This window comes from Rhizobium sp. BT03, from assembly GCF_030053155.1.
In the GTDB taxonomy this organism is placed as follows: Bacteria; Pseudomonadota; Alphaproteobacteria; order Rhizobiales; family Rhizobiaceae; genus Rhizobium.
This window is the reverse complement of record NZ_CP125644.1, coordinates 98,522-111,836: the sequence shown is the minus strand read 5'-3', so window position 1 is coordinate 111,836 and position 13,315 is coordinate 98,522. Positions and strand designations below refer to the sequence as shown.

10 protein-coding genes are annotated in these 13,315 nt (G+C 63.3%); 7 read left to right on the top strand and 3 right to left on the bottom strand.

Going from position 1 to position 13,315, the window contains the following annotated elements:
* Positions 1-22 precede the first annotated feature (22 nt).
* A complete protein-coding gene (locus QMO80_RS30030; protein WP_283201487.1) occupies positions 23-2,344 on the bottom strand; it encodes an alpha-L-rhamnosidase in 2,322 nt (773 codons plus the stop codon).
* A gap of 144 nt (positions 2,345-2,488) precedes the next feature.
* Here QMO80_RS30030 and QMO80_RS30025 point away from each other — a divergent pair, with 144 nt between their 5' ends.
* Positions 2,489-3,547 (top strand): LacI family DNA-binding transcriptional regulator, encoded by a 1,059-nt coding sequence (locus tag QMO80_RS30025; RefSeq protein WP_283201486.1) that lies wholly within the window; start codon positions 2,489-2,491, stop codon positions 3,545-3,547.
* Positions 3,548-3,607: 60 nt separating this feature from the next.
* Here QMO80_RS30025 and QMO80_RS30020 read toward each other — a convergent pair whose 3' ends face one another.
* Both QMO80_RS30020 and QMO80_RS30015 read right to left on the bottom strand, forming a co-directional pair.
* Positions 3,608-4,945 (bottom strand): alpha-L-fucosidase, encoded by a 1,338-nt coding sequence (locus QMO80_RS30020; RefSeq protein ID WP_283201485.1) that lies wholly within the window; start codon positions 4,943-4,945, stop codon positions 3,608-3,610.
* A gap of 26 nt (positions 4,946-4,971) precedes the next feature.
* A complete protein-coding gene (locus QMO80_RS30015) occupies positions 4,972-5,907 on the bottom strand; it encodes a LacI family DNA-binding transcriptional regulator (protein WP_283201536.1) in 936 nt (311 codons plus the stop codon).
* A 260-nt stretch (positions 5,908-6,167) separates the two neighbouring features.
* Here QMO80_RS30015 and QMO80_RS30010 point away from each other — a divergent pair, with 260 nt between their 5' ends.
* The 6 genes from QMO80_RS30010 to QMO80_RS29985 all read left to right on the top strand — a co-directional run bounded on the left by QMO80_RS30010 (position 6,168) and on the right by QMO80_RS29985 (position 13,257).
* On the top strand, positions 6,168-8,093 hold the full coding sequence (locus QMO80_RS30010; RefSeq protein WP_283201484.1) for an ABC transporter substrate-binding protein: 1,926 nt from the start codon (positions 6,168-6,170) through the stop codon (positions 8,091-8,093).
* A 101-nt stretch (positions 8,094-8,194) separates the two neighbouring features.
* Positions 8,195-9,181, top strand: coding sequence for an ABC transporter permease (locus QMO80_RS30005; RefSeq protein ID WP_283201483.1), 987 nt, complete (start codon positions 8,195-8,197; stop codon positions 9,179-9,181).
* Positions 9,182-9,193: 12 nt separating this feature from the next.
* A complete protein-coding gene (locus QMO80_RS30000; RefSeq protein WP_283201482.1) occupies positions 9,194-10,327 on the top strand; it encodes an ABC transporter permease in 1,134 nt (377 codons plus the stop codon).
* A complete protein-coding gene (locus QMO80_RS29995) occupies positions 10,317-11,366 on the top strand; it encodes an ABC transporter ATP-binding protein (protein ID WP_283201481.1) in 1,050 nt (349 codons plus the stop codon). Before QMO80_RS30000 ends, QMO80_RS29995 begins: the two co-directional genes overlap by 11 nt.
* Complete coding sequence (locus QMO80_RS29990; RefSeq protein WP_283201480.1) at positions 11,366-12,424, top strand: ABC transporter ATP-binding protein; 1,059 nt, start codon at positions 11,366-11,368, stop codon at positions 12,422-12,424. Before QMO80_RS29995 ends, QMO80_RS29990 begins: the two co-directional genes overlap by 1 nt.
* The gene (locus QMO80_RS29985) at positions 12,424-13,257 is read left to right on the top strand and encodes a 5-deoxy-glucuronate isomerase (protein WP_283201479.1); all 834 of its coding nucleotides are present in this window, start codon (positions 12,424-12,426) and stop codon (positions 13,255-13,257) included. Before QMO80_RS29990 ends, QMO80_RS29985 begins: the two co-directional genes overlap by 1 nt.
* Positions 13,258-13,315 lie beyond the last annotated feature (58 nt).

Here is a 13,315-nt window from a genome sequence, read left to right as displayed (position 1 = left end):
AACGGTGTGACGTGTATGCTCCTCAACTATCGGGTAGAGAAAAGACCAGCCGGTGCGTTCCCGGCGGCAGAACGGCTTCCTCGACGACAGGCTGCCCGTCGAGCGACGGGTTCTGGTGCCGGCGTCCGGGCCGGAAGCGGCCGATGCAGCCTTCCGGAAGCGTCAGCACATAGGTGACCTCGCTGCCGGTGCAATGCCAGCCGGCCTCGATGCGGCCCTGGCTGACGTCATGATGGGCCGCAACCGGCGAGAGGCTGGCGATCGGCGCGGGATCGATGATCACCTCGGCAAAGCCGGGCGCGCTCGGGTTCGGCGAAATTCCGGCGACGCATTCGAACAGCCACTGGCAGACGGCGCCATAGGCGTAGTGGTTGTAGCTGTTCATGTCGGGTTCGTAGATGGTGCCATCCGGCGCCATGGAATCCCAGCGCTCCCAGATCGTCGTCGCCCCCTTCGAAACCTGATAAAGCCAGCCCGGCACATCCTCCTGCAGGAAGACCTTTTCGGCGAGGTCGTCCATCCCGAGCTTCGTCAGCGCCGGCAGCAGGGCAGGCGTACCGATGAAGCCGGTGCCGATCCTGTAGTCGGCGTCGACGACCACCTGCCGGAAATGCCGCCGGGCAGCCTCATGATGTTCCGCCGGTATCAGCTCGTGCAGGAAGGCCAGCGCATAGGATGTCTGGTCGTTATGCGCGAGCCGCCCCGCCGGCGTGATAAACTCGTCGGCGAAAGCCCGCCGGATCTCGCCGGCGCGCCGCTGCATCTCGGCTTCGAGCGCATCTTCGCCGAGAATGGCGGCAATCCTTGCGAGAAGGTCGGTCGAGATGAAGTGGTAGAGTGTGGCCGCGCAGTCGTCGGCGATCGTGGGGCGCGGCTTGCGATTGTCGCCGACCGGCTGCAGCCAGTCGCCGAAGGTAAAGCCGCGCGCCCCCCAATGCGACGGCGGATGCACGATCGGGCCATCCGAGATCGACCAGACGAAATCCACCCAGCGCACCATCGAGGCCAGGCATTCCGCCAGAATCGCCCGGTCGCCGTAATGGGTATAGAGCACCCAGGGGATGACGACGATCGCATCGCCCCAGCCGGTCGAGCCGGCATAACCCGGGAAGTTGGCCGGGTGCAGACGGGTCGGGTCCGGTGAAAAATGCGAGACGGCGCCATCCTCGCGCTGGTCGGCCATCACATCGCGCAGATATTTCCTGAGGAAGGACTGGCTGTCGCTCAGCCAGCAGGCGGTTGCGGCAAACACCTGCGCGTCGCCGGTCCAGCCCAGGCGTTCGTCGCGTTGCGGGCAATCGGTGGGCACTTCGACGAAATTGGCGCGCTGCGACCAGATGGTATTCTCGACGAGGCGATTGACGAGGGGGTTGCGGCAGGTGAAGCCGCCGGCCGGCTCGGGCACCGACGAGATCGGGATGGAGGCGATCGCAAGAATCCCGGCCTCGCCCTTGATCGTCACCCTGGCATAACGAAAGCCGTGGAAAGTGAAATGCGGCGCGTAGGTCTCGTCACCGTCTCCGCGCAGCGTGTAGAGCGTATGGGCCGCGGCGGTGCGATAATTGCGATTGTCGAAATGGCGGTCGGGGCCGAGCACTTCCGAATGCTCCACCCGCACTTCGGCGCCGGCCGCCCCACGGACCGTATATCTGACATAGCCGCCGGCATTCTGGCCGAAATCGTAGACGGTCCTGCCGTCATCGTCGATCCAGCTTTCGACGGGAGCAAGCGGGGGCAATTCCCGCACGGCGGCGGTTTCATGCGCGACGAGCAGCGCCCTGTCGAAAGGCAATCTCTCCGTGCCATGCGTCTCGACGCGGTTTTCCGCGCGAGCATCGTAGACCTCGCCGAAATAGATCCCCGACTGCAGGATCGGCAGCGGACCGCTGCGCCATGTCGTGTCGGTGGAGAGCAGGGGGCCGCCCGGCCCGACCAGATCGGCGATGGCGCCGATCCTGTCGCCCCAGCAGTTTGGGATCGGCTTGGCGCCCCACATCAGGGGCGACCGGTACCATCCGTCGGCAAGCCAGATCTCGATGCGGTTGAGGCCGGGCTTGAGCAGGTTCGAGACATCATATCGCTGGTAGGCGATGCGATCGTCGTAATTCGTCCAGCCCGGCGTCAGCAGCTCGTCGCCGACGCGCGCGCCGTTGATGAAGCAGCGGTAAAGGCCGAGCGCGGAGATGAACAGCTCGACCGGAAGCCCGGCGCCGTCATGTTCGAAGGTCTGCGAGACGAAGCTTGCCGGCGTTCCCTGACCGCCATCCGACAGCGGTGCGATCATCTCCCCCGACCAGGCGCGCGAAACGAGATTGCCGCGGATGGCTGCCGGCTGAAAGTTCATCACATCCTCCCGATGAATTGTAGAACGTTCTCCATATAACGTTCTACATTTTCTTGCGAAGCGCAATAGAAATTTCATCGCCAGTCTGCCATGGTGATTCCGCGGGCGATTGTCGGCGGCCCGCAGCCGCAAGCCAGAGAGTCCATGTCAGTCGAAGACAAACAGAAGCCGCAGCGAAACGATCGTGTGACGATCCGGACAGTGGCAACGCATGCAGGCGTATCGGTCGCGGCGGTTTCCAAGGTGATGCGAAACGCCTACGGCGTCAGCGACGCGCTGCGCGCCAGGGTGACCGATGCCATCGATGCGCTCGGATACCGCCCCTCGCGGGCGGCGCGGGGCCTGCGCGGCCGCAGCTTCACCATCGGCGTATTGTTGATCGACATCCGCAATCCCTTCCTTCCCGAGGTGATCGCCGGCGTCAACGGCGTGCTGGCGCCGTCGCATTATCAGGCGATGATCGGCGTCAGCGATGCGCGCGTGCAGCTGGAGACGTCGCTGATCGAGTCGATGATCGACTACAAGATGGATGGCCTCGTTCTCGTGGCGCCGCGCCTGCCCTCGGAAATTCTCGCCAAGTTCGCGGCCCAGATCCCGATCGTCGCGGTCGGCTACCACGATGCCGGCGCCACGGCCTTCGATACAGTCAATGCCGACGATCAGCGCGGCGCGGAGATTGCGGTGGAGGCACTGCTGGCCCGCGGCTATCGCGACATCGAAATGCTCAGTCTCGGCGAGCGCGAAGGGCACGCGGTGTCCGTCGTGCGCCAGCGCGAGATCGGCTTCCGACGGGCGATGCAGCGCGGCGGGCTCGGCGCCTCCGCGCCAATCGGCAAAATTCCGATCGCTCCGCCGAAGCGGGAAGCCGCGATGCGGAAATTCCTATCGAGGAAGGACAGGCCGCGCGCCGTGTTTTGCTGGAGCGATCTCGATGCCATCACGCTGCTGAGCCTGGCGATGGAAATGGGCGTGCGCGTGCCCGAAGATCTCGCCGTCGTCGGCTATGACAACTCGTCCACCGCAGCCCTCGGCCTCGTCAATCTCGCAAGTATCGATCAATCGGGCAGGGAGCTCGGTCAGATCGCGACCCGGGCTCTCATTTCCAGAATTGAAGGCCGCACCGCCGCCGAGCATATTCTCCAGATACCGTCGCTCGTCAGCCGCGGCAGTCTGATCGGGTCCGACGACACGAGACAGGACTGATGCCGACCGAGCCCTTCTCCTGAGCGGGCACCATGTCGTGCCCGCTCAGGGCACTGCGCCTTAATCCTGAACGCCGGCCGCACTTCCCGCCTTCAGCTTGACCTCGATGACCGGGACGACGACCTTGGGGCGGCGTACCGGCAGGACGAATGTCAGTTCGTCCTCGGCGACCGGGAACTGGGTGTTCGTCCATAGCGTATTGGCGGACGGGCGCAGCCAGGTCACTTCGCTGGCATCATGCAGGAATTGCGCGTATTCGATCTTCCCGGCCAGGGCATCGAAATGCAGATGCTTGTAGGGCCAGTTGAAGAGGTGGATGTAGAGCCGGTCGCCGTTCTGGGTCAGGCGGCAGTCGGGCGGCGCGGTGAAATCGGACTGGGTGCAGCCGACGATGCTGCGCTCGTGCAGCGCCATCCACTCCTCATAGGCGGCGAGCGCCGATATCGCCCGATGGTCGAGCGTGCCGCGTGCCGTCGGCCCGACATTCATCAAGAGATTGCCGCCGATGGCGACGGTGCCGACCAGCATCTGCACCAGCTGCTCCGTGCTTTTCCACGTGTCCTCGTCGCGGTGATAACCCCAGGAGCCGCTGAGCGTCTGGCAGGCTTCCCAGACGACGCGCCGGCCGTCGCGTTTCGGCCAGGCGCGCGGCATATATTGCTCCGGCGTAACGATGTCGGGCTGCAGGCCCGCAAGATCGAGCCGGTTGTTGATGATGATGTCCGGGGCAAGCTCGCGCACCATGCGCACGAGCTTCTCGCTTTCCCAGTCCCGATGACCCTTTCCGACAAGTCCGCCCAGCTTCCACTGCGGATAGCTGAAATCGAACCACATGATGTCGATCCGGCCGAACTCGGTCAGCAGCTCGCGCACCTGCTCGCGCATGAAGGCGGCATAGCGCTGCATCTCTCGGCCTTCGTTGATTTTCGACGCATCGGGATGATTGCGCTGCGGATGGCGCGGATCGACGGTGAAATCGGGATGGTGCCAGTCGATCAGCGAATAATAGAAGCCGATCCTCAGCCCCTCGGCGCGGAAGGCGTCGACGAAGGGGCGCAGCAGATCCTTGCCATAGGGCGTGTTGGTCACCTTAAAGTCGGTGGCCTTGGTGTCCCAGAGGCAGAAGCCTTCGTGGTGCTTGGTCGTCAGCACCACATATTTCATGCCCGCGGCCTTGGCGCGCCTTGCCCATTCGCGGGGATCGTAGAGATCGGGGTCGAAATGATCGAAATATTTCTGATAGTCGGTGTCATCTAGCTCTTCGCGGCTCTTCACCCATTCATGGCGTGCCGGCAGGGCATAGAGCCCCCAATGCACGAACATGCCGAACCGGTCATGGACGAACCAGGCCTTCTTCTCCTCGGCCAAGGCCAGTGACTGCAGATTGTCGCCATCCATGGAATACTCCTCCTGTTTAACGTCGATCAGGTCGTTTCGCGGACGATCAGCTCGGGAACGATGACGATGCCGTGCTGACGGTTCTTGGTGGCGATGCGGCTGAGCAGCAGGCGTACGGCTTCCTCTCCCATCTCCCGTTTCTGCACTCGCAGGGTGGTCAGCGCCGGAGACAGAAGTTCGGCCGTCGGGATGTCGTCGAAACCGATGAGGGCGATCTGCCCGGGGATCGCAAGGCCGGCCGCCCGGCAGGCCTTCATGGCGCCGATTGCATTGAGGTCGTTGTAGCAGATAAGGGCATCGATGCCGGGCGTTTCCGCCAGCAATTGCGCCGCCGTCGCCTCTCCGCCGGCAGCCGTCGGATCGCAATAGGCGATGCCCTGCGCCTTCAGCCCGTGGGCGGCCAGCGTCTTGCGGAAGCCGACGAGACGGCTCTTGCCGCCGAAGGAGCTGCGCGGCCCGGCGACGACTGCGATTTTGCGGCGCCCGCGCTCGACCAGATGGTCGATGGCCCGCGACGCGCCGGTCTCGTAGTCGGTGACGATGGTTCCGGCGATTTCGGGAGGCGCCTCGCGGTTGATGAGCACGACGGCGCGGTGGGGTGCGAGCGCCTTATGCAGCGCGGCATCGGGCAGCCGGGCGCTGCAGACGATGATCCCGTCGACCCGATGCCTGAGCAGCGCTTCGATGAGTTCCTCTTCCCGTCTGCTGTTTTCGACGACGTTGGACAGCAGCAGGTTGTAGCCGGCCGCACTCGCCGCATCTTCGGCGCCCCTTATGACCTCGGGAAAGAACGGGTTGGTGATGTCGGGAACAAGAAGGCCGATGGTTTTCGACCGGTCGGACCGCAACCCGCGCGCAAAGGGGTTGGGGCGATAATTGAGTTCGTTTGCCGCTGAGAGAATGCGCTGACTGGTTTCGGCGCTGGCGCCGCCCCGGCCGTTGAGCACGCGCGATACCGTCATCGGCGACACGCCTGCGGCATGGGCGACATCGGCGATGGTTATTTTGGAGTCCGGTTCTTTGGGGCTGCTCAAGGGCTGTCTCTGAGAGGGTAAGAAATTTACGATAACGATAACTAACATAAATCAGGTGAAAGCCAAGCCTTTATGGGCATTCATCGGGTCGTTGCGAATCTTTTTGACAAGATAGAACGATAACGTTAACGTTCGGAATTGAGGAGAATACGTTAACGATAACCTAAGCAGAATGTAGGGAGGACAGAATGCAACACGTCAGAGTTCTACGGCGGCAGGTTGTTTCGACCGTTGCCGCGGCGATCCTCATGGGCGCCGGCTGGGCCGGGGCTGCGTTCGGTTTTCAGGAGGCGCCGGAATTGAAGGCGCTCACCGATGCCGGCAAGCTGCCGCCGGTGGAAAAGCGGCTGCCCAAAGAGCCGCTGGTGCTGACGCCGCTTGAATCGGTCGGCACCTATGGCGGCACCTGGCGCACGGCGACCTTTGGCGGCGGCGACAGCGAGATCGAGCGTTCGATCGGCTATACGAGACTGGTCCGCTGGAACCCTGAGTGGACCGAGGTGATCCCCGACATCGCTAGGAGTGTCGAGGTCAACGACAACGCCACCGAATATACGTTTACCCTGCGGGAGGGCACGCGCTGGTCGGACGGCGAGCCCTTCACCGCCGACGATCTGGTGTGGTGGAACGAGAATGTGCTGCGCAACACCAAGATCACGCCGGCTGCGCCCGACTGGCTGACCGCGGGCGGAGAGACCGTCAAGGTCGAAAAGCTCGCCGACAACAAGGTCGTCTTCAAGTTCGCCGCGCCGAACGGCTTGTTCCTGATGAACATGGCGACCGTGCGCGGCTCCGATATCCTGGCGGCGGCACCGGCGCATTACCTCAAACAGTTCCACAAGGATTTCAATCCCGATGGCATCGACGCCCTGGTGAAGGCGGCCGGTGCGACCGACTGGGTCCAGCTCTTCAACAACAAGATCGGATTCCCCGGCCGCTGGCGCGATCTCGGCCGTCCGACCCTCGATGCCTGGGTGCTGACCGCGCCCTATAATGGCACGACCCAGGTCGTCGCTGAGCGCAACCCTTATTATGCCAAGGTGGATACATCAGGAAACCAGCTGCCCTACTTCGACAGCATCACCATCGACGTGATGCAGGATACGCAGGCAATCATCCTGAAGGCGATCAGCGGCGAAATCGATATGCAGAACCGCTTCATCGAGACGACGGACGCCCGCACGGTCATCGTGCAGAACCAGCAGAAGGGTGGTTACGGCCTGTTCATCGCCCGGCCGGCCTGGTCGAACGCGCTGCTGATCACGCTGAACCAGACCCACAAGAACCCGGCCTTGCGCGCCGTCTTCTCCAACAAGGATTTCCGCATCGGCCTCAGCTACGCCATCAATCGCGAGGAGCTCAATCAGCTGATCTATGCCGGGCAGGCCAAGCCCTATCAGGCAGCGCCCCGCGAAGGCACAGCGCTCTACGACGAGAAGATGGCGACGCAATACCTGGAATATAACGTCGACCTCGCCAATCAGTATCTCGACAAGGCCGGCCTGACCAAGAAAGACGGCGAAGGCTATCGCCTCGGCCAGGACGGCAAGCGCATCACCTTTGCGATCGATGCCCTCACCGGCAGCCCGATCCAGGTCGACGCTCTCGAGCTGATCCAGCGCTATTGGCGGGCCGTCGGCATCGACATGCAGCCGCGCCCGGCCGAACGCTCGCTGATCTTCTCCCGCCTGCAGAACAACGACAATGACGGCCTCGGATGGGTCGGCGGCGGAGGCTACGACTTCCTCGGCCTGCTCGATCCCAAATGGTATTTCCCGCACGAATACGAGTCGAGCTTCGCGACCGCCTGGGGCCTCTATTACCAGAACCCCAAGGATCCGAACGCTCAGGAACCGAGCCCGGCCGCCAAGAAGCAGATGGATCTCTACCGGCAGGTGCAGGAAGCCCCGACGCTCGAAAAGCAGCTTGAAGCCATGAAGGAACTGCTGGCGATCACCCGGGACGAGTTCTACGTCATCGGCACCAATCTCGAGCCGGATCGCGTCGGTATTGTCAAGACCAATATGCACAACGTTCCGAAGGTCATTCCCAGCACGTCCTTCTATATGACGCCGGGTCCGGCAAAGCCTGAGACCTTCTACTACCAGCAATAAAGACATCCGATCGGCGGAATGGCGTCCGTGGCGCCATTCCGGCAGCAGCCCCGCCCCATCACCCAGACCGAGCGGCGATCGCCGGTTGAAGGAGCTTGAATATGGCCGGCTTCATCATCAGACGTCTGCTTTACATGATCCCGATGATGTTCGCGATCTCGGTCGTGACCTTCATCATCATCCAGCTGCCGCCGGGCGATTTCCTGACCGCGATGACCGCGCGTCTTGCCTCGCAGAACGAGACCATCGATCCCGGCGTCATCGCCGGCCTGCGCGAGCGCTATGGCCTCGATCAACCCTGGACGGTGCAATATTGGAAATGGATCAGCGGCATCCTGCTGCATGGCGATTTCGGCCAGTCCCTCGATTGGAACAAGCCGGTCAGCGAATTGATCTGGGCACGCATGGGCCTGACCATGGTGGTCTCGGTCACCACACTGCTCTTCGTTTGGGCTGTGGCCTTTCCGATCGGCATCTATTCGGCCGTGCGGCAATACTCGCTCGGCGATTATTTCGCCACCTTCTTCGGCTTTCTCGGCCTTGCCATCCCGAATTTCCTGCTGGCGCTGGTGTTGATGTTCGTCTCGGCCCAGTATTTCGGCCAAAGCGTCGGCGGGCTGTTTTCGCCCCTCTATATCAACGCTGCCTGGAGCTGGGCCAAGCTCGGCGATCTCATCTCGCATATGTGGATCCCGGTCGTCGTGCTCGGCACCGGTGCGACGGCGGCGCTGATCCGCATCATGCGCGCCAACCTGCTCGACGAGCTCAACAAGCCCTATGTCGACATGGCGCGCGCCCGGGGCCTGAGCGAAATCCGGCTGCTGCTCAAATATCCGGTGCGGGTGGCGCTCAACCCCTTCGTCTCGACGGTCGGCTGGGTGCTGCCGCACCTCGTTTCGGGTTCGGTGGTGGTCTCCATCGTCCTCAGCCTGCCGATCACGGGGCCGCTTCTGCTCAACGCCCTGTTTGCCCAGGACATGTATCTCGCCGGCACCTTCATCCTGCTGATGAGCATGCTGACGCTGATCGGCACGCTGATCTCAGACCTGCTGCTCGCCTGGCTCGATTCACGCATTCGCAATGGCTGAGGAACGATACCAATGACCGATCAAGCCATCGCACTGATACCTGAACGTGTTCGCAATTCCGATGCGATCGCCGGCCAGTGGAAACTCATCTGGCGCCGCTTCCGCCGCCACCGGCTGGCGCTTGGGGCAGGGGTCGTCATCCTGCTGATTTACCTGGTCGCCCTGTTTGCCGAGGTGATCGCCCCGGTTTCATCGCAGACCTATGATTCCCGCTACACCTATGCACCGCCCCAGCGGCTCAAGGTCGCCGGTTACGACGCGGCGGGGCAGTTTCATGCGCTCTACGTCAACGGCTATTCGATGAAGGTCGACCCGATCGCGCTCAGCCGCAATTACGTGCCCGATCCGGCCGTCGTCATTCCCGTCGGTTTCTTCGTCAAAGGCGAACCCTATCGGTTCTGGGGACTGTTCGATTTCGACCGTCACCTGATCGGCCCGGTCGAGGCGGGTAAACCCTTCTATCTGTTCGGCGCCGATCGGCTGGGCCGCGACGTCTTCAGCCGGACGGTGCATGGCACACGTGTTTCGATGTCCGTGGGCCTGATCGGCGTGGCGATCAGCCTCGTCCTCGGCATCATCCTCGGCGGCATTTCCGGTCTTTACGGCGGCTGGGTGGATGATGTCATCCAGCGCTGCATCGAGCTCATCAACTCGATCCCGACCATCCCGCTATGGATGGGCCTTGCGGCTGCCGTTCCGATCAGCGCCGATCCGATCCTCGTCTATCTCTGGATCACGATCATCCTGTCGCTGATCGGCTGGACCGATCTGGCGCGCGTGGTGCGCGGACGCTTCCTGTCGCTGAAGACCGAGGACTTCGTCATCGCCGCCCATCTCGATGGCTGCTCCAGGATGCGCATCATCTGGCGGCACATGGTCCCGTCCTTCATGAGCCACATCATCGCCTCGGTCACGCTCGCCATTCCGACGATGATTCTCGCCGAAACCGCGCTCTCCTTCCTCGGCATCGGTCTGCGGCCGCCGGTGGTCAGCTGGGGCGTGCTGCTGCAGGAGGCGCAGAACATTCTCGCGGTCTCGAGCGCACCCTGGCTGTTTCTTCCGGGCCTGGCGGTGATCGTCACGGTGCTTGCCCTCAATTTCCTCGGTGATGGATTACGCGATGCTGCAGATCCCTATGAATACTGACGCCAATTTCGCCGCCGCCGGCGGCCGGAGCCCGCATCGCGACGCGCTGATCGAGGTCGATGACCTCAGGACCCATTTCTTCGGCGGCGCGGGGACTATCAGGGCGGTCGACGGCGTCTCCTTTTCCATTCCGCGCGGCAAGACGGTCTGCGTCGTCGGCGAATCCGGATCGGGCAAGAGCATCACCGGCCGCTCGATCCTCAACCAGGTTCCGCGCGGCGGGCGGATCGTCTCGGGGGCGATCCGCTACCGGCCCGATCCAGACGCACCTGCCATCGATCTGGCGGCGCTCGATCCGCGCGGCCGCGACATGCGGGCGATCCGCGGCGCCCAGATCGGCCTGATCAGCCAGGAGCCGATGGCAGCCCTTTCCCCCGTCCATACGATCGGCAACCAGATGGTGGAGGTGATCCGCCTGCATCTGAAGATGGGCAAGAAGGAAGCGCGCGAACATGCGATCGAGACGCTGGCCCTCGTCGGCATTCCCAGGCCGGCCGAGCGGATGGAAAGTTACGCCTTCCAGTTTTCCGGCGGCATGCGCCAGCGCGTCTGCGTCGCGCTGGCGCTCGCCTGTCGCCCGAAACTGCTGATCGCCGACGAACCGACCACGGCGCTCGATGTGACCACCCAGGCCAATATCCTCGATCTCCTCGCCTCGCTGCAGGCCGAATTCGGGCTCTCGGTACTGTTCGTCACCCATGATCTCGGCGTCGTGGCCGAAATCGCCGACGAGGTCGTCGTCATGTATGTCGGCCGGGTGGTGGAAGCGGGTGATGTCGACACGATCTTCCACGCGCCCGTTCATCCCTACACCAAGGCCCTGCTGCAATCGGTGCCGCGCATGCATGGGCAGCCGAGCGAACGGCTCGCAACCATCGAGGGCATGGTGCCCTCGCGTTTCGACCGGCCGGAAGGCTGCAGCTTTCATCCCCGATGCAGAGAGGCGAGAGCAGGTCTCTGCGACCAGAGGGATCCCGGATCCGTCGTCATCGGTGACGGGCACGTCGCCAGCTGCCTGCTTTACGAGGAGAGACAGTGATGGCCGATCCCGTGATGCAGCCAAGCCCGCTGCTGGAACTCAATGATCTCAAGATGCACTTTCCCATCCGCAAGGGTGCGTTCCGACGGGTGGTCGGGCATGTCAAGGCGGTCGACGGCGTCTCGCTGCGCGTCGAGGACGGCGAGACGCTCGGCATTGTCGGGGAATCCGGCTGCGGCAAGTCGACACTCGCCCGCACGATCCTGCGCATCTATCAGCCGACCAGCGGCGCGATCCGCTATCGCGACCGCAGCGGCGGCACGGTCGATCTCGCGGACCTATCCGGTCCCGCCCTCAAGGAAATCCACCGCGACCTGCGCATCGTGTTTCAGGATCCGCAATCCTCGCTCAACCCGCGCCTTCCCGTCATCGACATCATCGGCGAGGTGCTTGGTGTCAACGGCATCGCCAAGGGCCGGGAGCTCGAGCACAGGGTTGCCGAGCTGATGCAGAGTGTCGGCCTGCGGCCCGAATATATGCGCCGCTATCCCCATGCTTTCTCCGGCGGCGAACGCCAGCGTATCGGCATTGCTCGGGCGCTGGCATCCAATCCGCGCCTTGTCATCGCCGACGAGGCCGTTTCGGCGCTCGATGTCAGCGTGCAGGCGCAAACCATCAACCTGTTGCAGGACCTGCAGGAACAGTTCGGCCTGACCTATCTCTTCGTCGCCCACGACCTTTCGGTTGTCCGGCACATCTCCGACAATATCGCCGTCATGTATGTCGGCCGGGTGGTCGAAAAGGCGCCGACGGAGCAGATCTTTTCGCGCCCGCGCCATCCCTATACCGAAGCGCTGCTCTCGGCCGTGCCGATCGCCGATCCGAGGCTGCGTCGCCACGGCAAGCGCATCCGGCTGGCGGGCGAGGTCGCCGACCCCGCTCATCCGCCTCCCGGCTGCACATTTCATCCGCGCTGCCGCTACGCAACCGAGCTTTGCAGGCAGGAGGTGCCGGTGCTGCGCGCCGTGACGGCCGATGGGCACGCGGCCGCCTGTCACTACGCCGAATCCCTGTCGCTCAATCCCTTTGCCGACCGTATCGTTCCGGAGTTCAATTGATGCCCGAATTCATTCCACGCTCCGAGCAGCGTCCCATTGTGGATACCTCCTCCAGGACGCTCGATCTCATCTACTTCGATCTCCTCGCGCTTCCGTTGGATGGCCAGGAGACGCGGCGGCTGCCCTTGCACGAAAGCCTCTACGTCGTGCTGTCGGGGCAGGTGGATATCGAGGTGGATGACGTCAGCTTCGGGGCGGTGGGCCGGCGAGCCGATATCTGGGAAGGCGATGCGGACTCGGTTTACGCGCCCGTCAACGCCAACGTCCGGGTATCGGCTCGTGGCGGCCCGGCCGAAGTCGCGATTGCCGGCGGCATCTGCGACAGGCGCTACGCCCCGTTCCGCGTCACGCCCGAGGAGGTCGACGCGGTCAATGTCGGCTCGCCCGACACCCACAGCCAGCGGCGGATCGTCCATCTGCTCGGCCAAGGGCAGAACGGGCGCTGCGGCAATCTGCTGGTGAGTGAGCTCTATGCCGGCGAGGGCTGCTGGTCGGGCTATCCTCCGCATAAGCACGACACCGAAGACGGCGATGCCGAAACCCTGCACGAAGAACTTTATCACTACCGGTTCCTGCCGGAGACCGGCTTCGGCAGCCAGATCACCTATGACGACGACGGTCCGGTCAAGATCCTGATGACCCGCGATGGCGACACCGTCCTGGTCGATCGCGGTTACCACCCGACCGTCACCTCGCCCGGCCATCGGGGCTACATCTTCACCATCCTGGTCGGCAAACATCGCCGCGGGCTGATCCAGCGTTTCGATCCGGCGCACCAGCATCTGACCAAAACCATCCCCGGCATCGATGCGATGCGTGACAAGTTCAAATAACCAGGTTCTTGGCCTGCCGTGCCGGCTTGGCGAGCAGCGCCAGATTTCCGCTCAAGGA

Bases quoted from the DNA above. Each gene is read 5' to 3' on its own strand.
- QMO80_RS29990 (WP_283201480.1), top strand. From the start codon at position 11,366: ATGGCCGATCCCGTGATGCAGCCAAGCCCGCTGCTGGAACTCAATGAT.
- QMO80_RS29985 (WP_283201479.1), top strand. From the start codon at position 12,424: ATGCCCGAATTCATTCCACGCTCCGAGCAGCGTCCCATTGTGGATACC.
- QMO80_RS30015 (WP_283201536.1), bottom strand. From the start codon at position 5,907: ATGACGGTATCGCGCGTGCTCAACGGCCGGGGCGGCGCCAGCGCCGAA.
- QMO80_RS30005 (WP_283201483.1), top strand. From the start codon at position 8,195: ATGGCCGGCTTCATCATCAGACGTCTGCTTTACATGATCCCGATGATG.
- QMO80_RS30020 (WP_283201485.1), bottom strand. From the start codon at position 4,945: ATGGATGGCGACAATCTGCAGTCACTGGCCTTGGCCGAGGAGAAGAAG.
- QMO80_RS30010 (WP_283201484.1), top strand. From the start codon at position 6,168: ATGCAACACGTCAGAGTTCTACGGCGGCAGGTTGTTTCGACCGTTGCC.
- QMO80_RS30030 (WP_283201487.1), bottom strand. From the start codon at position 2,344: ATGAACTTTCAGCCGGCAGCCATCCGCGGCAATCTCGTTTCGCGCGCC.
- QMO80_RS30000 (WP_283201482.1), top strand. From the start codon at position 9,194: ATGACCGATCAAGCCATCGCACTGATACCTGAACGTGTTCGCAATTCC.
- QMO80_RS29995 (WP_283201481.1), top strand. From the start codon at position 10,317: ATGAATACTGACGCCAATTTCGCCGCCGCCGGCGGCCGGAGCCCGCAT.
- QMO80_RS30025 (WP_283201486.1), top strand. From the start codon at position 2,489: ATGTCAGTCGAAGACAAACAGAAGCCGCAGCGAAACGATCGTGTGACG.